The organism is Bosea sp. NBC_00550 (genome assembly GCF_026020075.1).
Lineage (GTDB): Bacteria > Pseudomonadota > Alphaproteobacteria > Rhizobiales > Beijerinckiaceae > Allobosea.
The window spans coordinates 3,103,530-3,127,924 of the sequence record NZ_CP102772.1; the positions used below are offsets into that span (position 1 = coordinate 3,103,530).

Annotated in this window: 21 protein-coding genes; 9 read left to right on the plus strand and 12 right to left on the minus strand. The window is 66.7% G+C overall.

Going from position 1 to position 24,395, the window contains the following annotated elements; genetic code table 11:
* Positions 1-333 carry an NIPSNAP family protein gene (locus NWE53_RS14945; RefSeq protein ID WP_265050173.1) on the plus strand — a complete coding sequence of 111 codons (333 nt, stop codon included), beginning with the start codon at positions 1-3 and terminating at the stop codon, positions 331-333.
* 176 nt (positions 334-509) lie between these two features.
* Here the strand turns inward: NWE53_RS14945 and NWE53_RS14950 are convergent, their stop codons facing one another.
* Positions 510-1,319, minus strand: a complete 810-nt coding sequence (locus NWE53_RS14950) for a DUF3108 domain-containing protein (RefSeq protein ID WP_265050174.1) — start codon at positions 1,317-1,319, stop codon at positions 510-512.
* A 287-nt stretch (positions 1,320-1,606) separates the two neighbouring features.
* On the opposite strand from NWE53_RS14950, the gene rpmB reads away from it, so the two are divergent.
* A complete protein-coding gene (gene rpmB, locus NWE53_RS14955; protein WP_265050175.1) occupies positions 1,607-1,894 on the plus strand; it encodes a 50S ribosomal protein L28 in 288 nt (95 codons plus the stop codon).
* A gap of 175 nt (positions 1,895-2,069) precedes the next feature.
* Here the strand turns inward: rpmB and NWE53_RS14960 are convergent, their stop codons facing one another.
* The 11 genes from NWE53_RS14960 to NWE53_RS15010 form a co-directional block, all read right to left on the minus strand.
* Positions 2,070-3,020, minus strand: a complete 951-nt coding sequence (locus NWE53_RS14960; RefSeq protein WP_265050176.1) for an esterase-like activity of phytase family protein — start codon at positions 3,018-3,020, stop codon at positions 2,070-2,072.
* Positions 3,021-3,067: 47 nt separating this feature from the next.
* Positions 3,068-4,963 (minus strand): cobaltochelatase subunit CobT, encoded by a 1,896-nt coding sequence (cobT, locus tag NWE53_RS14965; protein WP_265050177.1) that lies wholly within the window; start codon positions 4,961-4,963, stop codon positions 3,068-3,070.
* Positions 4,960-5,376: a GNAT family N-acetyltransferase gene (locus tag NWE53_RS14970; protein ID WP_265050178.1), complete on the minus strand. Its 417-nt coding sequence runs from the start codon at positions 5,374-5,376 to the stop codon at positions 4,960-4,962. Before NWE53_RS14970 ends, cobT begins: the two co-directional genes overlap by 4 nt.
* A gap of 8 nt (positions 5,377-5,384) precedes the next feature.
* Positions 5,385-5,735: a GFA family protein gene (locus tag NWE53_RS14975; RefSeq protein ID WP_265050179.1), complete on the minus strand. Its 351-nt coding sequence runs from the start codon at positions 5,733-5,735 to the stop codon at positions 5,385-5,387.
* A gap of 15 nt (positions 5,736-5,750) precedes the next feature.
* Complete coding sequence (cobS, locus tag NWE53_RS14980) at positions 5,751-6,734, minus strand: cobaltochelatase subunit CobS (protein ID WP_265050180.1); 984 nt, start codon at positions 6,732-6,734, stop codon at positions 5,751-5,753.
* A gap of 168 nt (positions 6,735-6,902) precedes the next feature.
* Positions 6,903-8,048, minus strand: a complete 1,146-nt coding sequence (locus NWE53_RS14985) for a glycosyltransferase family protein (RefSeq protein WP_265050181.1) — start codon at positions 8,046-8,048, stop codon at positions 6,903-6,905.
* On the minus strand, positions 8,045-9,295 hold the full coding sequence (locus NWE53_RS14990; protein WP_265050182.1) for a glycosyltransferase: 1,251 nt from the start codon (positions 9,293-9,295) through the stop codon (positions 8,045-8,047). Before NWE53_RS14990 ends, NWE53_RS14985 begins: the two co-directional genes overlap by 4 nt.
* Positions 9,292-9,954 (minus strand): class I SAM-dependent methyltransferase, encoded by a 663-nt coding sequence (locus NWE53_RS14995; protein ID WP_265050183.1) that lies wholly within the window; start codon positions 9,952-9,954, stop codon positions 9,292-9,294. Before NWE53_RS14995 ends, NWE53_RS14990 begins: the two co-directional genes overlap by 4 nt.
* Positions 9,955-10,029: 75 nt before the next feature.
* Positions 10,030-11,859, minus strand: a complete 1,830-nt coding sequence (locus NWE53_RS15000) for an adenylate/guanylate cyclase domain-containing protein (protein WP_265050184.1) — start codon at positions 11,857-11,859, stop codon at positions 10,030-10,032.
* 16 nt (positions 11,860-11,875) lie between these two features.
* Entirely contained in the window at positions 11,876-12,325 is a 450-nt protein-coding gene (locus NWE53_RS15005; protein WP_265050185.1) for a Crp/Fnr family transcriptional regulator, read from the minus strand.
* Complete coding sequence (locus NWE53_RS15010) at positions 12,322-15,057, minus strand: ABC transporter transmembrane domain-containing protein (protein ID WP_265050186.1); 2,736 nt, start codon at positions 15,055-15,057, stop codon at positions 12,322-12,324. The genes NWE53_RS15005 and NWE53_RS15010 overlap by 4 nt, the downstream gene beginning before the upstream one ends.
* Positions 15,058-15,201: 144 nt before the next feature.
* On the opposite strand from NWE53_RS15010, the gene NWE53_RS15015 reads away from it, so the two are divergent.
* The 7 genes from NWE53_RS15015 (at position 15,202) to NWE53_RS15045 (ending at position 24,287) form a co-directional block, all read left to right on the plus strand.
* Entirely contained in the window at positions 15,202-16,203 is a 1,002-nt protein-coding gene (locus tag NWE53_RS15015; RefSeq protein WP_265050187.1) for a polysaccharide lyase family 20 protein, read from the plus strand.
* Positions 16,204-16,298: 95 nt separating this feature from the next.
* Complete coding sequence (locus NWE53_RS15020; protein ID WP_265050188.1) at positions 16,299-18,179, plus strand: ABC transporter ATP-binding protein; 1,881 nt, start codon at positions 16,299-16,301, stop codon at positions 18,177-18,179.
* Positions 18,176-20,146, plus strand: a complete 1,971-nt coding sequence (locus tag NWE53_RS15025; RefSeq protein ID WP_265050189.1) for an ABC transporter substrate-binding protein — start codon at positions 18,176-18,178, stop codon at positions 20,144-20,146. The genes NWE53_RS15020 and NWE53_RS15025 overlap by 4 nt, the downstream gene beginning before the upstream one ends.
* Positions 20,147-20,152: 6 nt before the next feature.
* Positions 20,153-21,151 (plus strand): ABC transporter permease, encoded by a 999-nt coding sequence (locus tag NWE53_RS15030; protein WP_265054918.1) that lies wholly within the window; start codon positions 20,153-20,155, stop codon positions 21,149-21,151.
* A 41-nt stretch (positions 21,152-21,192) separates the two neighbouring features.
* Positions 21,193-22,338, plus strand: coding sequence for an ABC transporter permease (locus NWE53_RS15035; protein WP_265050190.1), 1,146 nt, complete (start codon positions 21,193-21,195; stop codon positions 22,336-22,338).
* A 24-nt stretch (positions 22,339-22,362) separates the two neighbouring features.
* Positions 22,363-23,499, plus strand: a complete 1,137-nt coding sequence (locus NWE53_RS15040) for a glycosyltransferase family 4 protein (protein ID WP_265050191.1) — start codon at positions 22,363-22,365, stop codon at positions 23,497-23,499.
* Positions 23,496-24,287 (plus strand): polysaccharide deacetylase family protein, encoded by a 792-nt coding sequence (locus tag NWE53_RS15045; RefSeq protein ID WP_265050192.1) that lies wholly within the window; start codon positions 23,496-23,498, stop codon positions 24,285-24,287. Before NWE53_RS15040 ends, NWE53_RS15045 begins: the two co-directional genes overlap by 4 nt.
* Positions 24,288-24,395: the final 108 nt, after the last annotated feature.

The following is a 24,395-nucleotide window of genomic DNA, read 5'->3' on the forward strand; positions in this document are numbered from 1 at the left end:
ATGGTCACCTGCTATCTGCGCTATGTCGTCGACCCTCACAAGCTCGACGCCTTCGAGGCCTATGGCAGGCTCTGGATCCGGCTCGTCGAGAAGTTCGGCGGCAAGCACCACGGCTATTTCATGCCCTCCGAGGGCACGTCCAACGTAGCGCTCGCCTTCTTCAGCTTCCCGTCGCTGGCGGCCTATGAGGAGTACCGCACGCGCTCGTTCGACGATCCCGAATGCCGGGCGGCGATCGCGATGAACGAGAAGGATCGTTTCATCGTCAGCTATGAGCGGTCCTTCTTCCGGCCCGTCTTCGAGGATGATCAGGGCGTCAAGCGCGCACCGTGATTCATGGCGTCGCCGGCCTGCTGATGCACGACGTGAAAGCTGGGTCATCCCGGGCTTGACCCGGGATCCATGCCAGAGCGCGGCCGATCAAGCTTCAGGCATGGATCCCGGCTCTCCGCTTCGCTGCGGCCGGGATGACCCGTGCTTCCATGAAAGGCAGTGCTACCCGGCCTCTTTTAGCGCGAAGCGCTCGCGGTCACGCCCGGATCGACCTTGAAGCTCGAAGCTTCGATCACGGCCGTACCGATCATCGTCTTCACGGAGATGCGGACCGGCACCATCATGTCGGTGCCGGCGACCGGCGCGAGCCAGGCCGTGATGTCGCGATTCTCGGCCATGAACTTCGTGCTGGGCCTGAGCGCGCGGTGGCCGGCGATCGGCACATAGCGCGCCTGGCAGATCGAGACCGGGCCGCTATAGCCCTCCAGCTTGACGGTGCGGGTGCCGGCGCTGCTCAGCTTGATGTCATAGCGCGCCGCGCCGTCGAAGATCGGCAGCGTGCGGTTGCAGGCGCCATCCCTGCCCTTGCCGTTGACCGGCATCAGGAAGGCGCTGAGCGGATCCAAGACGTTGCGCTTATGGCTCTCGTTGAGCGGCACGCGGTCAGGCTTCTCGTCGATCGGCGGCTCGATATCCACTCCGGCGACGCTGCCTTCCGCCAGCGCCATGCGCACGGTGCGGCTCTCGTTGGAGTTGGCCGAGCTGACGGCGAAGGTCTTCGGCGCCAGCCGGCCGCCCGCGAGCGCGCCGGTCGCGGCACCTGAACCGCGCCCGCCCGTGACACCACCCACGATGCCCGTCAGCTTGGCCGCCATGTCGAGCTTGTAGCTCGATGCGTCGATACCGCCGGTCAGGCTCGCCGTGCCCAGCGTGATGCCGAGGAGCGATACGTCGTAGCGCGCGTCGAGCGAGGCCGCGCCCGCAGCCTCGGCCAGACAGGCTGCGAGAACCAGCCCTGCGATGGTCGATGCGACGGCGGATTTCATCCATTGCCTCCGGAACGGCGCGATCCTGCGCGGCATGCACTCTGAATCGGTCCGAATCGTGACCGGTTTCCCTCGCGGCGAAGCGACGGCCGTCCGAAGCATCGGACCCTGATCTTTACACCCCGTTAACGCTGAAGGCCATGTGAACAAGCTGCGGGAGTTTTCCTTGACGCGGCCGGCGGCCTTGGCTATGGAACCCCGACTTCAATTTGACTTCCGGTGCTCGCCGGCACGTCGCGTGTCGGTTTTTTTGTTTGAGCGATCCGGGGATGCAAGGAACGATTGCCATGGCCCGCCGTTGCGAACTGACCGGGAAAGCCACCCAGACCGGCCACCTCGTCAGCCACTCGAACCGCAAGACGAAGACGGTCTTCCGTCCGAATCTCGTCAACGTCACGCTGCAGTCGGACGCGCTCGGCCGTTCGGTGCGCCTGCGCGTTTCGGCCAACGCCCTGCGTTCGGTCGAGCATCGCGGCGGCCTCGACGCTTTCCTGCTCAAGGCTGCGGCCGGCGACCTCTCGGTCGGCGCGCTCGGCCTGAAGCGCGACCTCGAGAAGAAGCTCGCCGCCAACTGAGCGGGTTTTCCTTTCGGGTTTGAACGAAGCGGCCGAAAGGCCGCTTTTTTCGTTTGGGCATACGACACGTCATTCTCGGGCGAAGCGAAGCGCAGACCCGAGAATCTCAGGCCGAGGGAGGCTCCAGCATCCATTGGGCATGAGATGCTCGGGTCAAGCCCGGGCATAACGCTCTCTATGGAAGCAGCTCGAACTCCAGCAGCAGCGTCCGCTGCAGGAACGAGAAATTGTCGTCCGAGATCAGCGTCAGCACCGTGCGCCCGCTCTCCAGATGGACCGACAGCCCCTCCATATTGTCGATCTCGTAGCCGAGATCGGCCTCGATCAGGCGGGGGTCGTCGAGGAGCGCGCCGGGCCGGATGTCCCGCCCGGCGATTCGGCGGATGCGCATGCCGACACCACGCAAGGGCTGATACCAGCGTTCCAGCAGCAGCATGTCGCCGGACGGCAGGAAGGCGAGATCGGTGATGTCGTAGCCGTCATGCCGGGCGACCTGGAACAGACCCGGCTGGGGGCCGCCGAGAAGGACGCCGAGCGTCGGCTCGTCCTCCTTGCCAGATCGCTCGGCAATCGCGACGAGCGCGCCCTTGAGCGGTCCATACGGCACGACGCCGATCGCCTCCAGCCCGCGATTGCGCGGCAGGCGCTTGACCTCGGGCGGCACCGGCACCGAACGCGCGCGGGCCTCGACACCCTGCCCGGCCCAGTCGAAACGCACGATCTCATGCCGGCGCTCGATGCCGACATAGGCGACGCCGTCGGCAATGCACAGGCTTTCCGTATCGTAGAGACCCGAGCGCGAGAGCGGCCGCCCGGATGCGCCGAGGATGGCCGCCATTTCGGCATCGTCCAGCCCGGCGAGCTTGCCTGCCTGCGAGGTGATTCTCGCCGTCAGCCAGTAGCCGCGATCGCTCACTGCGACGAGATCGCGCCCGTCGTTGAGCCGCGCCAGGCCCGAGAAACCGCCGAAGCGCGGATGGCCGGATGACAGGACGAGCCCGCTGCGGAACTGCAGCGCACCGAACCGGCGCCGATCCGGATTGCGTGGCTCGAAGGCCGTGATGGCCCGCACGGAGACCCCGACCGGAAAGCGTGTCTGCTCGACGCCCTCAACGGCGCCCGGCACTGCGCACGCGCCGAGGCCTGCGAGCGCGGCACGACGCGTGAGGCGCATCAGTGCAGGCGGCGCGAGGTGGAACCGGAGCCCGTGGGCCCGTCCTCTTCGAACAGCTCAGCGAGCTTCTCGGTCATCACGCCACCCAGTTCCTCGGCATCGACGATGGTGACGGCGCGGCGATAATAGCGCGTCACGTCGTGGCCGATGCCGATGGCGATGAGCTCGACCGGCGAGCGTGTCTCGATCTCGGCGATGATGTGCCGCAGATGCCGCTCCAGATAATTGCCGGCATTCACAGACAGCGTCGAATCGTCGACCGGCGCGCCGTCCGAGATCACCATCAGGATCTTGCGCTGCTCGGGCCGCCCGAGCAGGCGCTTATGCGCCCAATCCAGCGCCTCGCCGTCGATGTTTTCCTTGAGCAGCCCCTCGCGCATCATCAGCCCGAGATTCTTGCGCGCGCGCCGCCAGGGCGCGTCGGCGGCCTTGTAGATGATGTGTCGGAGGTCGTTCAGGCGGCCGGGATTGGCCGGCTTGCCCGATTGCAGCCAGGCCTCGCGCGAGAGCCCGCCCTTCCAGGCGCGGGTGGTGAAGCCGAGCAGCTCGACCTTGACGCCGCAGCGCTCCAGCGTCCGGGCCAGAATGTCGGCGCAGGTCGCGGCCACCGTGATCGGCCGGCCGCGCATCGAGCCGGAATTGTCGATCAGCAGCGTCACAACCGTATCGCGGAAATTGACGTCGGATTCCTGTCGGAAGGAGAGCGGCTGGAACGGGTCGATGATAATGCGCGGCAGGCGGGCCGGATCGAGCGCGCCCTCCTCCAGGTCGAACTGCCAGGAGCGGTTCTGCTGCGCCATCAGGCGGCGCTGCAGCCGGTTGGCGAGGCGCGCGACGACGCCCTGCAGATGCGCGAGCTGCTTGTCGAGATAGGCACGTAAGCGCGTCAGTTCCTCGGCGTCGCAGAGTTCCTCGGCCGTGACGATCTCGTCGAACTTGACCGTATAGGCCTTGTAGTCGGTCTGCGGACGCTCGTTGCCGCGGCTCTCGCGCGGGCGCGGTGCCTCCCCGGCCTCCTCGGATTCGGAGCTGTCATCCTCCTCGTCCCAGTCGCCGGCCGGCGCATCGCTCGCCTCGGAAGCGCCCTCCTGCAATTCCTCGGTCGCATCCTCGCTGACCTCGACCTCGGAGCGATCAGCGCCGCTCTCCTGCTCGGATTCGCCTTCCTGCTGCTGCTGGTCCTCGGAGGACTGGTCCTGATTGTCCTCGTCCTCCTCGGACTCGTCGCCCTGCGCGGTCTGGTCGGCCATGTCGAGCGCCGCCAGCATGTCGCGCACCGTGCGGGCGAAGCCGCGCTGATCCTCGACCGTCTTCGCGAGCCGGTCGAGATCGCTGCCGGCCTTGGCCTCGATCTGCTCGCGCCAGAGCTCGACGATCTTCTCCGCCGCCTTCGGCGGCTTCAGTCCGGTCAGGCGCTCGCGCACCATCAGTGCCAGCGCGTCCTCGAGCGGCGCATCGGCCCGGTCAGTGATCTCCTCGTAGCGCCCGCCGCGATGATAGCGGTCCTCCAGCATCGCGGTGATGTTACCGGCCATGCCGGACATCCGCCGCGCACCGATCGATTCGACGCGCGCCTGCTCGACGGCATCGAAGACCGCGCGGGCAGCATCGCCCTCGGGCGCGGCGCGCCGGTGGATCGCGACGTCATGGCAGGCGAGGCGGAGCGCCATCGAATCGGCATGGCCGCGCAGGATCGAGACGTCGGCTGGCGTGAGCTTGCGCGGCGGCTCGGGCAGGCGCGCCCGCTCGCCGACCAGCGACGGCTTGTCGGCAGCGAAGACGATTTCCATCTCCGGCTTGCGTGCGATCGCCTTCATGGCGCCCGAGATCGCCCGCTTCAGCGGCTCGGCCGGGGCTTCCTTCGGCGTTCCGGGCTTGCGGTTCGAGATGCTCATAGCGCCTTCGTGAAGTGATGCAGCGTTTGACCCGCCACCGGATAGTTCTCCATCCGGCCGCATTCGCGATAGCCGAGCCTCGGATAGAATCCCGGGGCCTGGATGCTCATCGTCCCGAGAAAGACACCTTTGGCGCCGTGCTCGCGAGCCTCGTCTTCAGCCCGCGCGACCAGCGCCTCGCCCAATCCCGCGCCGCGATGGGCCTCGTCGATCCAGAGCAGATCGACATAGAGCCATTCCCATTTAAGCTCCCCGACAAGGCCACCGACGATATCGCCGTTCTCGTCGCGCAGGCTGATGGCCAGCGGCCTGGTGTTTCGGGGACCGACCTTCGACTGGTTATGCGCGCTCAACCCGCGCACGACGGCGGCGCGCGTCTCGGCTTGCTCGGGCTCGACCGTAACCGCGACCATCGCTCCCCCTAGCGCGAGCGCCCGTCGTACTGCGTCGGCGAGAGATCGCCCGGCTCGACGCCAACGAGGCAGCGCACATTGACCGCGACCATCGGCGTGCCGTCGGGTCCGGTCGCCTTGGCGAAGGATTCGATGCCGCAGGTCTCGCAGAACAGGTGCTGGATCTTCTGCGTGTTGAAGCGGTACTCGGTCAGCGCATCCTCGCCCTTGGTGAGGGTGAAGACGCTGGCCGGCGAGAAGGCGAGAATCGAGCCGCGGCGCTGGCAGTAGGAACAGTTGCAGGTGATCGTCTGCCCGAGATCGGCCTCGACCTCATAGGCAACACGTCCGCAATGGCAGCTGCCCTGATACTGCGCCATGGCTCGTTTCCTCCGTTAGCTCAGCACCACGTTCGCGGCGCTCTCCGGCAGTTCCTTGCCGAAGGAGCGCTGGTAGAACTCGGCCACCAGTGTGCGCTCCATCTCGTCGCATTTGTTGAGGAACGTCACCCGGAAGGCGAAGCCGATATCGCCGAAGATGGCGGCATTCTCGGCCCAGGTGATGACCGTACGCGGGCTCATCACGGTCGAGAGATCGCCGTTCATGAAGGCGTTGCGGGTGAGATCGGCGACGCGGACCATCTTGTTGACGATGTCCTTGCCATCAGGCGTCTTCTGGTAGTGCTTCGACTTCGCCAGGACGATCGCGACCTCGTTGTCATGCGGCAGATAGTTCAGCGTCGTCACGATCGACCAGCGGTCCATCTGGCCCTGGTTGATCTGCTGCGTGCCGTGATAGAGGCCCGAGGTGTCGCCGAGGCCGACCGTATTGGCGGTGGCGAACATGCGGAAGGCGGGGTGCGGGCGAATGACGCGCTTCTGGTCGAGCAGCGTCAGCTTGCCGGACTGCTCCAGCACGCGCTGGATCACGAACATCACGTCCGGACGGCCCGCGTCGTATTCGTCGAAGACAAGCGCGATGTTGTTCTGCAGGGCCCAGGGCAGGATGCCATCCTGGAATTCCGTGACCTGCTTGCCTTCCTTCAGCACGATCGCGTCCTTGCCGACGAGGTCGAGCCGCGAGACGTGGCTGTCGAGGTTGACGCGCACGCAGGGCCAGTTCAGCCGCGCGGCGACCTGCTCGATATGGGTCGACTTGCCGGTGCCGTGATAGCCCGAGATCATGACGCGTCGGTTATGCGCGAAGCCGGCGAGGATCGCGATCGTGGTGTCGCGGTCGAAACGGTAATCCGGGTCGAAATCGGGGACATGCGGATCGGCTGCCGAATAGGCGGGCACCTCGAGGTCCGTGTCGATCCCGAAAGTCTGCCGAACCGACAGCTTCATGTCGGGCAATCCGGGCGCGGTCGTCGTCGTCATCATCTTGTCTCCGGGCGCAGGGCCGTGGCCGGTTTATCGCCGGTTACCCAGTGCCGACCGAGGAGGGAGGCGGATCATCCCTCATTAGAGCGAAAGACTGGAAGCGGCAATTCGCAAAGCTGCATCCCGGCCCTCGCAAAGGGCATGCCGGCTCACTGCCCCGCTGCTTCAAACGCGCTGCGCCAGAAGCTGTTTCACGATTGCGGCCGCATTGCGCGCTCCATCCAGTGCAAGGCCGATTGCCGGCGGCACGGCGCCGATGCCGGCTTCGACCGCCACCGCCAGATCATCCGGCGTCAGGGCCCCTTCCCCCGAAAGGCGCAGACGGCGTGCAAGCCCGGCCTTTTCCATTGCCGCGGCCCGGATGGCCTGCTCCGTCTCCCCGCCGGCATCGAACGGCACCACGATCGCAGGGCGACGCGCGGCGACGAGATCAAGCACCGTATTGTAGCCAGCCTGACTGATCGAAATCGCACAGCCGGCGAGAAGAGCCGGAAAATCGGGCCTCACCCGCTCGATCACGACATGGGCCGGCGCCTCCGCCCGAAGCCGGCCGAAGACATCCTCACTCACCGCTCGTCCGACCAGGATTCGCCAGCGCCGCTGCGGCGAACCGAGCCTGGCCGCCGCGATGGCCAGTTCGAACAAGGGCACGGCCGCCGCGGAGCCCCCGCCCGATACCAGCACTTCGCCGTTCCCGATCGGCGCGGCGACGGCCGGCGCCTCCGCCATGTAGCCGGTGTAGAGCAGTTTGGCCGCCAGCCTTGCATCGACCGGCCATGACCGATCGAGCGGCAGGAAATCCGCATCGCCATGGATCAGCACGGCATCGAACAGCGCGGCGAGCCGCTGCTGCGCCTCCGCGATACGGTCGGGGCGCGGCGTCACCAGCACATCCCGGACGGAGGACAGCACGAGCGCCTTCGGATTGGCCGCTCGCGCCGCGGCGATCAGGGCGAGGAACTCTGCGGCCAATTGTCGGCGGCCGAACGGAAAATGCTCGGTGATCACGACATCGGGCCGCAGCCCGGCCGCCACCGCCTTCAGAAGCGCGATGCGTTCCGCCCCACGCTCCGGTGCGACCGGCTGACCCGCCTCGTCGAGCAGCGTGCGGAAGTCGACACCCTCCGTCCGCACCGGAGGCAACTGCACGAAAGCGAAGGGCTCCCGCTCCATCGCCCGCAGCGGCATGCCGCCACTGGCGAGCGTGACCGCGAACCCCTCTCCGGCCAGCGCCCGCGCCAGATTGGCCGCGCGCACCAGATGGCCCGAGCCGAGCAGATGCGTCACCGCGATGAGAATTGTAGCGCTCACCGCGATTCGCCAGCCGAAGCGCGCAGCCGGGCGGCGATCCTGTCGAGGCCCGCCGCCGCAGAGAAGGAGCCGGTCAGGCGCGCAAAGGCCCCGTTCCCCAGCACCGCGCGCCGCTGCGGCGAGCCGGCCAGCTCCATAAGCGCTCCGGCCAGCCCGTCGATATCGCCGGGCGGCACCAGAAGCCCCTCGATACCCGGCCGGACGAACTCCGGGATGCCGGCGAAATCGGTCGCGATTATCGGCAAGCCCTGGCTCGCCGCCTCCATCACGACATTGGGCAGGCCGTCGCGATCGCCATCCCCCGCCTGCTTCGAGGGCAGGACGAAGAGATCGGCGTCGCGCAGCGCGGCGATGACCTCGTCCTGCGCCTTGGCACCTGCCCAGACGATCCTGTCGGCGACGCCGAGCGAGCGCGCCCTTTCCTGCAGCGCCTTCAGCATCTCGCCACCGCCGATATGGGTCAGCCGCCAGTGCAGCGGGCCGGGAAGCCGCGACAGCGCCTCGAGCAGATCGTCGAAGCCCTTCTTCGCCACGGCCCGCCCTATCGTAACGAAGCGCACCGGATCGGCCGGATCGGAACCATCGCGCGGGGATCGCGGTCCCGGCGCCGGAAAGCGCGCGATGTCGAGGCCGTGATAGACGAGCGCGACCTTGTCCGGCTGGTCGGAGAGCCGCTTCAGCTCGCGGAAGCCGTCTTGCGTGCAGGTCACGCCCCAGGCGGCGTTCGCGATCTTCTCGCGCTTCTCCCAGTCCGGCGTCGTCCAGATATCCTTGGCATGGGCGGAGAAGGACCAGCCCAGACCGCGCAGCAGCGCGGCATAGCGGATCACCGAGGCCGGCGTGTGCAGATAATGCACATGCAGATGCCGGATATCCGGTGGTAGCTCGCGCGCCATCACGCAGGCTTGGCCGAAGCGGCGCAGGCGATTGCGCGTCCTGTCGCGCGCGAGATCGCGCAGGAAGGCCGGCAACAACCGCAGGAAGCCAGGACGCGAGACGGCATTGAGAATGCCGCGCGCCACGCGCCCCGGCTCTTCATGCAGATACTCCGGCAGATAGCGCACCGGAGCGGCGATCTGGCCGTGCATCAGATGCTTGGCGGCGTCTGTCGGATGCCGCAGCGACCAGATCTCGAAGGCGAGGCCGCGCTGCTGCAGCCCGAGCAATTCCTGCGCGATGAACGTTTCGGAGAGCCGGGGATAGCCCTTCATCGCCACCGCGACACGCGGTACAGCGCCCGTGCTCATCGCCGGCCGATCAGCATGAAACGCGTGTAGTTCTTCGTCGGCCGCGCCCCGGCGAACCAGATCTCCGCAAGCCCCGCCTGCTCGCGAAAGGCATCGAGCGAGGGCACGCAGCTACGGTGATCGGGCTCGCGATAATAGTCATTCGATTGCAGTACGAGCGGCAACCCGGCCGGCAGCGTCGCGACCCAGCCAGGCACATCCGCGAGATGCTCGCAGCTCGTATTGACGACGAGCCCCGGCGCCGGGGACTGCGCCCCGAAATCCATCGTCATCATGTCGGCCGTCACGGCCCGGAAGCGTCCGGAACCGACGTGCCGATGGTTCAGGGTCTTCGCCACCTCGGCACAGCTCGGATCGACATCGAGGCTCACCACCTGATCGATGGCGAGCCTGGGATCGTCGAGCAGCATCGCGCCGAGCACGCCATACCAGGCCCCGAGCACCCAGATCGGGCCGGCAGGCTTCGGATAATGCTCGGCCAGTGCTTCGACCAGCCATTGCTTCGACGCGATCTGCTTGTGATTGCAAGCGATCGAAAGATCGGGCGGCGCACCCTTGCCGTACAGGCGCGCGATATCGGCGACGATGCGGTTGCCGGACAGCGCAGCCATACCGCGCAGCAGGTCGTGGAAGGCCTCGCAAGGCGGTTCGGGCTTCATGGTTCCGTCGTTGTCGGCAAAGCTCGGCGGGACCATAGGCAGCAGCTTCGGCAAAGGCCAGCCTCGCATACCCGCTCAATCGCGCGGAGTTGCCTCCGGCTCGGTCGCCACTTCCGCCACCTCCACGGCCTCGGTCGCCTCATCCGCGGGCTTCGCAGCGGCCAGCATCGGCATCGCGGCGTTCGCAGCGTCATCGCGCTTGCGGCGCGCGACTTCAGGCGCGCTGGCGAAGCCATAGGCGGTGAGCGATTTCTCGCGTCCCTTGATCGCGATCTTGAGCGGCACCGTGCCGGCATAGCTGCGCCCGGTGGTCCGGATCGTATCCTCCGAGACCACGACATCCGCCAGCACCCGCCGCGTGGCCGATTCGAGCTGGCTCGCGATCATCACCGTCTCGCCGACCGTGATCTCGCGCCGGCCGAGATTGTCGTTCTCGACCGCGCCTGTGATGGCATCGCCGGTGTGGATGCCGATGCCGATCCTGAGCGGCAGGGGCAGCGCCGCCCCGAACTCGCGGTTGAGCGCCTCAACAGCCCGCACGATGTCCGCCGCGGCATTGATCGCCGCCTGTGCGCCGCGCGCCTGCGATCCTTCCAGCCCGAACACCGCCATGAAGCCGTCGCCATAGAAAGCGTCGATGCGTCCGTCATGGGCTGTGATGGCCTGGCTCATCTCGTCGAAGAACCGGTTCAGCAGGCCGATGAGCTCGCGCGGCAATTGCCGCTCCGAGAGCGCCGAGAAGGCCCTGAGATCGGCGACCACGACCGTCAGGCCGCGCTTGTTGATGGCGTCGTCGGGCTGCAGCGGCCGCGCCCCGGTGGCGTTCAGCCGAGATGCGAGCAGGATCTGCACCTGCAGATCGTCATGCGGCCTGATCTGGCAGGCGAGCCTGACGCCTTCAGGCGCAGAGATGCGCCGCAGCAGCCGGGCCTCGTTCATCCCCGGCGCAGGCAGCCTTTCGTTGCCGTCCATCACCAGCACGCGGCAGGTGGCGCAACGCGCCCGTCCGCCACAGAGCGCCGCATGCGGAATGCCGAAACGGCGGAACATCTCGAGCACCGTCGGCCCCGGCGCCAGCCGGCGCGTGCCATGGCCGACGAAGCGCACGGTGATCTGGCGCGTCGTCCGCACCCGGATCTCACGAATGCCGACGAACAGCACGAAGGCGCAGACCAGCCCGTAGAAGCCCCCCTTGCCCCACATCACGTCACGGTCGAACATCATCCGCTGCGCGTCCGTGACGAATTCCGGCGGCAGCGCCATCCGCTCGGCCTCTCGCGCCGCGACCATGAATCCGATCAATGCGAGGATCGGTATCAGGATCGAGACCAGCAGAAACGGATCACGCCAGTGGTGGTAGGCGTCGCGCGAGCGCAGCATGAAGTGGATGCCGATCATGCCGTGCGTCCAGACCAGCAGCAGCAGCAGCGACTGCAGCACGGCACGATCGGGCCAGAGCCGGCGCAGCACGGCGTGGTAGGTCTCATCGACACCGAAATAGATGCCCATCACGCGCGTGCTGATGATGTGGTCGACGAGCAGGAGCGGGATGGCGAGGCCGAGCGCGATCTGCAGCATCTCGCGCACCGGCATCTTGAAGGTGCGGCGCTGGACCACGCGCAGCAGCGCGAAGAGCGGGTGGACCACGAGCGCACCGTAGAGCAGGACCGAGCCCAGCCACGAGTGCCACAGGCCGTAGCGCCAGTCCTGCACGCGCTCCATGGCCCCGACCCCGAGGATGCCCACGGCATGGTTCAGGAAATGCGTCGTCGCGAAGGCGAGCAGGATCAGGCCCGAAATCAGCCGGATGTCCCGGCTCCAGGACGAGACCTGGTCCATGCTTGCGCCCATGCCGCTCCGGGCCGTGCCCGTGCGCTGCGTACCGGCGGCTGTTGGCCGATTCATGCGACGCCCGACCTCATCAAACGGTTTCGTGCTCGCGGAGCAGCACGCTGGCGAGGCGATGGACGCGCTCGGCCAGGTCGCGACAGACCGCGAGGCTGAATTCCGGCACGGTGTGGAGCAGTTCGAAGAACAGATCCTTCGGAATCCTCAGCGCCAGAACCGGCGTCCGCGCACTGACCGTGCCGATGAAGGGCTGGCCGCTGAGCAGCGACACGTCGCCGGTGATGCTGCCGGCGTCCTTCTGGAACCGCCGCCCCTCGCCATCCTCGCGCGGCTGCGAGAATTCGACCTCGCCCTCGAGAATGACGTAGACGCCGTCCAGCCGATCCTTCTGGCTGATCAGCGTCGCGCCCGCCTCGAAATGCAGTCTTTCGCCCATCAGCGCGACGAGCTTGAGCCGCGAAGCGGGCATGTCGCGAAACAGCGGCAGGCCGCGCAGGCAGCTGAGATCGGTTTCCAGACTCATGATCGCGCCTCCATTCGCCGGGCATCCGCGAAGCGCGATGCCAGGTCGTCGGCATCGTTGGCAGCCTCGGGCGCCCCACCCGCTTCGACCGTGCCGGTCGCGCCGTGGAACACGACCTGCATCGGAACATCCTCGACGAGAGTAGCATCTCCCAACAGAAGAAACAGCGTCATTCCAGCGCAATAGCTCCGCAGCCGGGCGACGATCTTCTCCGGCTCGTCGGAGATCGCCAGCAGGGCCGAGATGTCGAGAACGGCGATCTGCGGCGCCTTGACCAGGGCCTGAACCAGGGGAATGGCGTGCAGCAGCCGCGTCGGCAGATAACGCCCGCGGATGCCGCTCTCGGTATCCAGCCCGAGACGATAGAGCGCCTCCCCGAGCCCCGAGCGCTCCAGCGCCTGCAGCACGATCTCCGCCACCTTGCGGCCGGCATCGGGAATGCCGTAGCCGATGCGGCCGAACATCAGGTTGTCGCGGACGCTCGCGCCGAGCATGACCTTGTCCGGAGCATAGAAATCCACATCGGCAGCGGCATCCGCCGGCAGATGCTTGCGGAAGCTTTCGCGCGCCCTGAGGATGCGGCGCTCGAGCCGTTCGTCGATCTGGTTCAACCGGTGCTTCGGCTCGATATAGCCGAGCGCCAGCGCCACCAGGTCACGCTCCGTCTCCTGGTCAAGCGGGCTCCGCATATCGTGCTTGGCCAGGATATCCGCCAATTCGTTCAGGCGCTCGAAATCGAAGTTCTCCCCAAAGGAATAGCGTTCGAACAGCGCATGGCCCTGGGGCAGGCCGGCAAAGATCTCGACGACCGTGGCGACGATCCGCCCGCCCATTTCGGCCAACGGCTCGACGAGGGCCTCCGCCTTGAGGATCGAGTGGGCATAGGGTTCGAAAAGCAGCGTCGCATTGTCGAACCGGGCGCTGGTCCGCGTTCCGAAGATCAGGTTCTCGGCGATCGAGGCGTTCCGGTTGTAGCGATCGAGCACGAAGGGCTCGATCAGCCCGCCGAGCTTGATGCGCTCCAGCTCCGCCGCGACGACGCGCCGGGCGGTGATGATGCGCTCGGTCGCCTGCTCGCTCACCGGCGGCATCACCTTGCCTCCCAGGCCGAGCTCGAACACGTCCCGTGTGCAGCCGAACACGTCGAGCAGCTCGCGCACCCGCGCCGCGAGCTCGGCTGCATCGGCGACCCCGACGCCCTCATAATCCGTCCAGTCCGCCTCGAACGGAAACGGCGAGTTGCCCGAGCGAACCGCCTCGACGAAACGGCGATGCTCCTCGGTCGAGACGGGCCCTTCGGATTTGAGGTTCGGCCGGCGCCGCCTCAACGGCAACAGGATGTTGTCGCGCATCGTCCCGGCGATGACCTCGGCCTCGTCGCCCGAATAGCCGATGAGATGGCTGGCCCGCTCGACCGACATGTCGGCGAGCAATTCGCCGTCTATGACGACGCGACCGGTATAGTTCGTCGCCTGCCGTCCGAGGATACGGCCGAGCATGTCCCGGCCGCCGCCATGCGGCCCGATGACCGCGACGATGCCCGGGCGCTGCAGGCTGAACGAAAGCGGCGTGAGCAGCGGCTGGCTGCGATTGTCCAGCATCTGCACGGCTTCCAGCCGGATCTCGCCCTTGGGCGGCAGGGGCGAGCAGCCATTTGCCTCGTCGAGGACGAGCGTGTCGTCACTGTTGAACTGGGAGATGACCTGATCGTACTTGATCGTCACGTCGTTGCGCTGCTGGTCCCAGTCGATCAGCTCCTTGATCGGCGGCGGCAGGTCCCGATAGGCCGCGATCACCGCCACGAGCTGGCCGATGTCGAGGCGCCCCTGCAGCGCGAAATAGCCGCCGATCGCATAGAAGAAGAACGGCGTGACCTGAGCCAGCAGATTGTTCAGGAACTTGACCGCGAATTTGCGCTTGTAGAGCGCGTAGCGGATGTCGAAGAGGCGCCCAAGCCGCCCCGCGATGTCGGACTGGACATAGGCTGTCGCGCCATGCCCCTGGATCATCGGCCCGGCATCGACGATCTCGCCGATCCTGCCTGCGAGCTGGCGCGAGGCGATCTGGCGCTCGCGGCCCAGCCGTAGCTGCTCCCGGCGCAGAATCGGGATGATGATCGCCTGCGCCAGCACGATCAGCAGCGCGATCGACCCCAGCCAGAAGCTCTGCGCCATGATGAAGGCAAGGGCGGTCAAGGCCTGGCTGAGCAGGAAGACCGGCTGGATGAAGGCGTCGCCGACGAAGCCGCCAATCGGCTCGACCTCGTCCTTGATCATGCTGGCGATCTCGGCCGGCTTGACGGCCCGGATCTCCTCAGGGCGGAAGCGCATCAGCTGGCTGAACAGGTCGTAGCGCATGCGCCGCAGCATGCGTTCGCCGAGGATGCCCTTGCGGACGTTGACGATGTATTTGAAGGCGCCGTTGATCAGGACCAGCAGCAGGAAATAGCTGGAGAGCCCCATGAGAAGCCCGACCTGACCGACCTGGAAGCCCTCGGATATCTTGTAGCTCGCGCCGCCCAGCCACGATGGCAGATGGAGGGTGAACTCCATGAAGGTGGCCGTCGTCTTGCCGTTCCTGAAAGCCCCGCCCTGGATGGCGTCGTTGACGATCCGCTTGGGGACGTCGAACGAGGCCCAGTTGAAGGGGATCGAGACAACGATGATCAGCAGGACGATGATCTGCTCGCCGCGACTCTTCTGCCAGATATAACGGAAGAGGTTGGATTCCAAAGGGCAATCCTGTCGCGAACGCCGGTGGCGTTGTCATGCCGGGGCCGAACCCCTGAAAGCGACCATATGTGGTGAGGTTGCGGCAGAGTGCAATGCGGGCCACCTTGGGTGGCCGCCCGGTCCGGGCGGCATCCGGGGGGAGAAGTGAGCCGTCTATCGTTCCGCGCGGCCCGTGGCTGCGCCGCCGTCATCTGCGCCGTCGCCGCGATCCTTGCCGCGCCCGCCGGCTCTGCACAGCCGGAGACCACGCCCGACAACGCCTCCATCCTGCTGCATGACGGCTTCGACCAAACCGGTTTCGCGCCCGAAGGCGGGCTTTTCTACAAGCAGAACTTCGAGCAGCGCGCGGGCCGGGTCGTTTTCGGAGATTCCGCGCCCCTTCGCGGCACGGGCGCCTTGAGTCTCACGGCGACGGGGGCTTGCCTGCCCCAGACCATTGGTTGCAGCGAGCGGGCCGAGGTCTGGGAACGCCCCGAGGTTCTGGTCCCCTATCGCAGCACGGTCTGGTACGGACTTGCGCTACGCCTCGACGACCCGCTGCCGCAGGATGATCGCAGATATGTGATCGCGCAGTGGAAGCGCGAGATCGTTCCGATGGCAGAGGGCGATTATTCGCCGTTCCTTGCGATCAGGCTCTACCGGGAGAGCCTCGGCATCACCGTCGAGACGGACCGCGTGCCCTCTTATCCGATCGGAGGCCCGGAAAGACGGGATGGCTGCCGCCACGGCGAAGCGCTCGTGCTGGACCGCCCGCAGGCCCGTCAGACACGCGCTCTGGTGGCGATAGAAGCCGGCGCGGTGCGGGAGAATTATCCCAGCTATTTCAACGCCTGCGCGCCGGACATCCAGGTCACGCACCATGCCGATCTACCTCCCGCGCAGAAGGGTTGGATCGATTTCGTCATCCGCTCGCAGCCTGGCCCTCGAGGGAATGGACATGTCGACGTCATGGCGGACGGCGTGCGGATCGTGACGATACGCGGACATATCGGCCATAGCGGCCCCGGCCTCGATACGAACCAGTACTTCAAGTTCGGTCCCTATCGTGCGCCGGCACACTTGCCTTGGAGCGTCAGCTACGACGACTTCCGTCGCGGACCCCGTTGCAGCGATGTCATCCGCCTCGGGCAATGCCCGCTCGAATGACCGGATTTGTCGAAACTCGTTGGCAAGGCGGAACTTTCGACGTCTAGTGACGTCACGTAAAAAGCGGACGGTTCCGGGGCGTCGTCAGTTCGATCATGGATATTCTGCGCATCAGTGATCTGCGTATCGGCTTCACCGTTCATGGCCTCGACCGCGAGGTGGTGAAGGGGGCGAGCCTGCGCGTGCCGGCCGGCAAGACGGTCGCGCTGGTGGGCGAGTCCGGCTCCGGCAAATCGGTGATTTCGCAGGCCATCATGGGCCTGCTGCCCCGCGCCGGCGCTGTGACTGGTGGCGAGATCCTGTTCCGCGACCCGCTGGCGCCCGAGACGGTGATCGACATCGCCGCCCTGCCCTCCGAAGGGCCGGAGATCCGGGCGCTGCGCGGTGGACGCATCGGCATGATCTTCCAGGAGCCGATGTCCTCGCTCTCGCCGGTCCACACCATCGGCAACCAGATCGAGGAGGCCCTGCAGCTGCATCGGCCGATGCCGAAGGCCGAGGCGCGCGGGCTGATCGAGGCCATGCTGAAGCGCGTCGGCTTCAAGAATCCGCACCGCGCCTACGGGCTTTATTCCTTCGAGCTGTCGGGCGGCCTGCGCCAGCGCGCCATGCTGGCCATGGCGCTGATCTGCCAGCCGGCGCTGCTGATCGCCGACGAGCCGACCACGGCGCTCGACGTCACCATCCAGGCCCAGGTGCTCGATCTGATGCGCGATCTCCAGGCCGAGATGGGCATGGCGATCCTGCTCATCACCCACGATCTCGGCGTCGTCGCCAACATGGCCGACGAGGTGGTGGTGATCTTCCACGGCGAGATCATGGAGCGCGGCCCGGTCGAGGACATCTTCCGCCGCCCGCGCCACCCCTATCTCAAGGCGCTGCTCAACGCCTCGCCGCATTTTGACATGCAGGAGGGCGAGCGCCTCGTCGCACTGCGCGAGGCCAGGGCCCGGCCCGTGGCGGCCCCTCGCCCGGAGGCTCGGCCGGCTTCCGACAGCCCCCCGCTGCTGCGCGTCCGCAATCTCCACAAGACCTATGTCACCGGCTCGCGCAGTTTCTTCGGCAAGGGCACGCTGAGCACGGTGAAGGCAGTCGACAATGTCGGCTTCGACATCCGCCGCGGCGAGTGTCTCGGGCTGGTAGGGGAAAGCGGCTGCGGCAAGACGACGGTCAGCAAGATCATCATGCGCGCGGTCACCGCCGATTCCGGCGAGGTGATCTTCGACGACGGCCAGGAAAGAGTCGACGTGCTCGGGCTCCGGGGCGAGGCGCTGCGCGACTTCCGCCCGCGCATCCAGATGATCTTCCAGGACCCGGTCTCGTCGCTTTCGCCGCGCATGACGGTGATGAACATCCTGCGCGAACCGCTGGCCATCCACGACCGGGGCGACTCGGCGGCGCAGGACGAGCGCGTCAAGTCGCTGATGCAGGATGTCGGGCTCGATGTCCGCTTCCTGAACCGCTATCCGCATTCCTTCTCCGGCGGCCAGCGCCAGCGCATCGGCATCGCCCGCGCCCTCGCGCTCGATCCGGAACTGATCATCTGCGACGAGCCCGTCTCGGCGCTCGACGTCTCCGTCCAGGCCCAGATCCTCAACCTGCTCAAGGACCTTCAGGCCGAGCGGGGGCTGACCTTCCTGTTCATCTCCCACAATCTCGCTGTGGTGAACTACATGGCGGACCGTATCGCGGTGATGGCCAATGGCCACATCGTCGAGTTGGCGCCGCGCCACACGCTTTTCACCCGCCCCGTCCACCCCTACACCAAGGCGCTGCTGCGCTCGGTGCCCTTCGCCGATCTCGACCGCAAGCTCGACTTCAAGCTCGCCGCCCCGGGCGGTGCCTCCGACGACAGCCATTGGGGCGACGCCTTCCGGGTCGGCTCCGATGCCTCTGCCTTGACACATCTGCCGCTCGGCGAGGGTCATTACGTCCTCGCGCGGCCCAATGCCGATGTCCGGGAGATGGTCCCATGACCTCGCGCCATCCGAAGACGACGCGCCGCGGCGCCTTGCTCCTGGGTACGGCCGCCCTGGCCGCGACCGCGCTGCCGCGCCGCCCGCTCGCCCAGCAGAACCCGCCCGCGCCGATCGACAGCCGCTTCTTCGCCGACAAGGTCGCGGCCGGCTCGCTGCCGCCGGTGGCGCAGCGCCTGCCCGCCCCTCCCCGCATCATCGAGCTTGAAAAGCTCGGGCGCACCCCGGGCCGCCACGGCGGCAACATCCGCATGCTGATGGGCGACCAGCGCGACGTCCGGATGATGACGCTCTACGGCTATACGCGCCTGATGGTCTACGACGACAATCTCGAGCTGGTGCCGGACGTGCTCGAGAGCTGCGAAGTCCAGGACGGCCGTATCTTCACGCTGCGCCTGCGCGCCGGGCACCGCTGGTCCGACGGCTCGCCCTTCACCACCGAGGATTTCCGCTATTGGTGGGAAGATATCGCCAACAACCAGCGCCTCTCGCCCGGCGGCCCGCCGCAGGCATTGCTCGCGGGCGGCAACGCGCCTCTCTTCGAGGTGCTGAGCCCCACCGAAGTCCGCTACAGCTGGGATGCGCCCAACCCGATCTTTCTGCCGGCCCTGGCAGGGGCACAGCCTACCTACATCTTCATGCCCTCGGCCTATCTCAAGCAGTTCCATGAGCGCCATGCGGCCAAGCACGAGCTGGCCCAGCGGATCAAGGAGAACCGCGTCCGCGACTGGGGCGCGCTGCACGAACGCCTGTCGCGCATGTATCGGCCGGAGAACCCAAAGCTGCCGACGCTGGAGCCCTGGCGCAACACCACGCCGCTGCCGGCCGAGCAGTTCGTCTTCGAGCGCAACGCCTTCTTCCATCGCGTCGACGAGAAGGGACGGCAACTGCCCTATGCCGATCAGGTCACGCTGACGATTGGGACGAGTTCGCTGATCCCGGCCAAGGCCGCCGCCGGAGAGGCCGATTTGCAGGCCCGCTATCTCCGCTTCGACAACTACACCTTCCTGAAGGAGGCCTCGAAACGGATGAACTTCGAGGTCAAGCTCTGGAAGCGGGCAGAGGGCGCCTATTTCTCCCTGATGCCGAACCTGAACGCCATCGACCCGGTCTGGCGCGACCTCAACCGCGATGTCCGCTATCGCCGCGCCATCTCGGTCGCGATCAACCGGGCGGACGTCAACAAGGTCATCTTCTTCGGGCTTGCGAGGGAGAGCGGCAACACGGCCCTGCCCGAGAGCCCGCTCTACGACGCCACTCTCGCCTCGCTCTGGACCCAGCACGATCCGGCGCTGGCAAACCGGCTTCTCGACGAGATCGGCCTGACGAAGCGCGACGACGACGGCGTGCGCCTGCTCTCGGACGGCCGCAGGCTCGAATTCACCATCGAGACGGCAGGCGAGAACACCGAGGAGACCGACATCCTCGATCTGCTCAAGCAGGACTTCTTCAATGTCGGCATGAAGATCTATCCGCGCTCCACCCAGCGCGACGTCTTCCGCCGCCGCATCGTCGCCGGCCAGACCGTGATGTCGGCCTGGGCCGGCATGGACAACGCCCTCGTCACCTCGGACATGGAGCCCGACGCGCTGGCTCCGACATCCTCGGCGCAGTTCCAGTGGCCGCGCTGGGGGCAGTTCATCGAGAGCAGCGGCCGCGAGGGCGAACGGCCGGCCGTGCCCGAAGCGAACGAGCTGGTGCGGCTCTACGAGGAATGGCGCATGAGCTCGACGCGCGACCAGCGCCGCGCGATCTGGCGCAAGATGCTGGTGATCAACGCCGAGCAGGTGTTTACCATCGGCGTCATCAACAGCACGCTGCAGCCGATCGTCGTCTCCCGCGACCTGCGCAACGTGCCGGACAAAGGTCTCTACAGCTTCGAGCCCGGCGCCTTCATCGGCCGCTACATGCCGGACACCTTCTGGTTCGACCGGCCAGAGACCGATCGGCAAGCGACCAAGGGCTGATCCGTGCTGTTTCGCTACATCCTCAAGCGCATCCTGATCATGATCCCGACGCTGCTGGTCACCAGCGCGCTGATCTTCACTGTGATCAACCTGCCCGAGGGCGACTATTTCGAGACCCTCGCGGCCGAGATGCAGGCCCAGGGCGAAAAGGCCGATATGAGCCGCATCGAGTTCCTGAAACAGGAATACGGCTTCGACCGGCCCCCCGTCGAACGCTATTTCCGCTGGGTCACGGGCCTGCTCCAGGGCGATATGGGTTATTCCTTCGAGTATCAGCGGCCGGTCAGGGAGATCGTCGGCGATCGCCTGCTGCTGACGATGCTGGTCTCCTTCGCCACGATCATCTTCACCTGGGTCGTGGCATTCCCGATCGGCATCTACTCGGCCACGCATCAATATAGCTGGGGCGATTACGGGCTGACCTTCATCGGGCTCATCGGCCTCGCGGTGCCGCATTTCCTGCTGGCGCTGGTCTTCATGTATTTCGCCAATGTCTGGTTCGGCACCTCGATCGGCGGGCTCGTCGACCCCCACTACCTCAACCAGCCGATGAGCTGGGCCAAGCTCAGATCCGTGCTGGAGCACCTCTGGATCCCGGTCATCATCATCGGCGCCGGCGGCACCGCCGGCATGATCCGGGCGCTGCGCGCCAACCTGCTCGACGAGTTGCAGAAGCAGTACTACGTCACCGCCCGCGCCAAGGGCCTGCCGCCCGGCAAGGCGCTGCGGAAATATCCGCTGCGCATGTCGCTCAACTTCTTCATCTCGGACATCGGCGACATCCTGCCCTCGATCGTCTCTGGCGCCGAGGTCGTCGCCATCGTGCTGTCACTGCAGACCACCGGCCCGCTGCTGATCAGGGCGCTGCAAAGCCAGGACATGTATCTCGCCGGCTCCTTCCTGATGTTCCTGTCCTTCCTGACCGTGATCGGCGTGCTGATCTCAGATATCGCGCTCGCCATCCTCGATCCGCGAATCCGCCTGCAGGGGACTGCGACCAAGTGACGGCGAACTCGCTCAGTACGCTCCCCCCGGACGGCGCGCCCTTGCCGCACGCGGCCTCGACCGCGCCGTTCGAGCCCTATGCCACCGAGCACATGACGCCGGAGCAGGAGCGGGTCTACCTCGCCTCGCAATGGCAGCTGATGTGGTGGAAGTTCCGCAAGCACAAGCTCGCGGTCATCTCCGCCTTTGTCATCCTGGTGATCTACGCGATGGCGGCCTTCGCCGAATTCCTCGCGCCCTATCACTACACGACGCGCAATACCGACTTCATCCGCGCGCCCAGCCAGAGCGTGCATCTCTTCCATGAAGGCAGCTTCATCGGGCCGTTCGTCTACCCGTACAAGATGCAGCTCAACATGGAGAACCTGAAGCGCGAATACGAAGTCGACGACACGCGCCCGCAGAAGCTGCGCTTCTTCTGCCGCGGCGACGACAGCTACATGTTCTGGGGCATGATCCCGGGCAATCTGCGCCTGGTCTGCCCGCCGAAGGACGGCACCTTCTTCTTCCTCGGCTCCGACCGGCTGGGCCGCGACATGCTCTCGCGCATCCTCTATGGCGGGCGGATCTCGCTCTCCATCGGCCTGCTCGGCGTTTCCGTCTCCTTCGTCCTCGGCGTCATCATCGGCGGCATCGCCGGCTATTACGGCGGCCGTGTCGATCTCGTCGTCCAGCGCATCATAGAGATCGTGCAGTCGCTGCCGCATATCCCGCTCTGGCTGGCGCTCGCCTCGATCATGCCGCCGTCATGGAGCCCGCTGGTGGTCTATTTCGGCATCACCATCATCCTCGGCCTGATGGACTGGACGGGACTCGCGCGCTCGGTCCGTTCCAAGCTGCTGTCGCTGCGCGAAGAGGATTATGTCGTCGCCGCCCAGCTGATGGGCGCGAAGCCCGCCCGCATCATCGGCCTGCATCTCGTTCCGGGCTTCATGAGCCATCTCATCGCCTCGGCGACGATCACCATCCCGAAGACCATTCTCGGCGAAACCGCGCTCTCCTTCCTCGGCCTCGGACTCAGGCCCCCGATCACCAGCTGGGGCGTGATGCTCAATGAGGCGCAGAACATCAACGTGGTGGCGCTTTATCCCTGGCTGCTCTATCCGGTCGTGCCCGTGATCGTGATCATCCTCGCCTTCAACTTCCTCGGCGACGGCCTGCGCGATGCAGCCGATCCCTATCGCTGATCGATCGCCTTTCGCAGAACCATCTTGCGCATCGCATTCCACACCCCGCTCAACCTGTTCGACGATGGCGGCGTCTCCGGCGACCGGCGCATGGCGCGCCAGCTCGTCGCCGCACTGGAGATGCTGGGTCACGCCGTCGAGCCCGTCCGGACGAGGCGAGGCTATATGCGCAGCGCGGAGCGGAGCTGCTTCGATCATCATTGCGACGAGGCGCAACGGCTGCGCGAAGGCCTGCTGGCAGGCTACCGCGCCGGCGCGCCACGCCCCGATCTCTGGTTCACCTATCACAACTACTACCGCGCGCCGGACCTGCTCGGCCCCGAGATCGCGGCCGCCCTCGACATCCCCTATGTCACGGCGGAGGCGAGCGACTCCGAACGGCGTGCCTTCGACGAGTGGAGCGCCCAGACCGAGATCGTCCGTCGCGGCCTCTCGGCAGGTGATGTCCATTTCTACTTCACCGACCGCGATCGCCAGGGCCTCGAGCCCTGGCGCCAGCCCGGCACCGCCCTGCTTGAGCTCCCGCCCTTCATCGCGTTCGAGAACGAGCCTCCGCGGCCGCGCGACCATGCCGGCCCGTCGCGCCTGATCACCATCGCCATGATGCGGGAGGGCACGAAGCAGGCCAGCTATCTGGCGCTCGCCCGCATTCTCCACCGCATCCCCGGCGAGGATTGGCGGCTGAGCATCGTTGGCGATGGCCGCCAGAGAGCCGAGATCGAGCAGGCCTTCGCCGACCTGCCGCCGGGTCGCATCGACTGGCTCGGCCTGATTCCGCGCGAGCAGGCCCTCGACGAGCTGGCAAGGCACGACATCTTCGTCTGGCCGGGCATGCGTGAGGCCTATGGCCTGGTCTATCTCGAGGCGCAGGCGGTGGGGCTGCCCGTCGTCGCCTTCGACAGCGGCGGCGTATCCGCGACCGTCATGGCGGGGCAGACGGCGCTCCTGGCTCCAGAAGGCGATGAGGCGGCCTTCGCCGACGCCCTCACCGCGCTGCTGCGCGACAAGGGCCGGCGCGAGCGGATGGGAACGGCCGCGCGGCGCTTCGTGCTGGAGGAGCGCACGACGGCGCGCGCCGCCGGGACGCTCGCCGAGGGTCTAGACCTTGCCTGTCGTCACCGCCTCGACAAGCTCAAAGCCGTCAGGCCTGCGGCATCATGAGCGAAACGCACTGGCAGGCACTCTCGCAGGAGCTCGACAACTGGCAGTTTGCCGGCCGGCAGCTCCGAATCTGGCTCCGCGACGACGACGCGATCGCCCCGAGCCGGGCGCTGACGCGGCTCTCGGGTTTGGCCGAGCGCCATGGCGCCCCCGTGCTGCTGGCCGTCATTCCGATGCTGGCCGAACCGGCCCTCGCTTCGGCCTTGCGCGCAATGCCCCTGCTGCGCCCCTGCCAGCACGGCGTCTGGCATCGCAATCATGCCCCTGGAGGCGCCAAGAAGTCGGAATTCGGCATCGAGCGCGAGGCGCAGATCGTCGACGGCGAGATCGCGCGGGGGCGCGACCGTCTCCACGACCTGATCCGCAGCGATACCCTGCCGATCTTCGTGCCGCCATGGAATCGTATCGACCCCGGCCACGCCGCCCGCCTCGGCAGCCTGGGCTTTTCCGGATTGTCCTGCTTTCGCGGCTATCGCCACGGCCCGGCGGGCGGCCCCCGGCTGCTCAATACGCATGTCGATGTGATGGACTGGCATGGCGGCCGCATCGGGCGCCGTCCGGACGAGCTCCTGCCTGAAATCGCCGCGCTGCTCACGGGGATGCGGGAAAGCGGCTCGGAGCGGACGGCCACGCTCGGCCTGCTTCTCCATCACCGCGATCACGACGAAAACGCCTGGGCCGTCCTCGACGATGTCCTGCGTCTTGCCGCCGCTCATCCCGCCATCCGCCTGGCCGATCCGGCCACGCTCCTTTCCCCCGTCGCAGTCGCTTCGCATCAGCCGATGTAATCACTGCGCGAAGCGGCAGGCCGGGCTTGGTAGACAGAGATCGCCGCGCTATAAGCCCCTTAGAATTGTCTGCAGCTGCGTTCGTCCTCGCCAAGAGGTCGTCTGGCC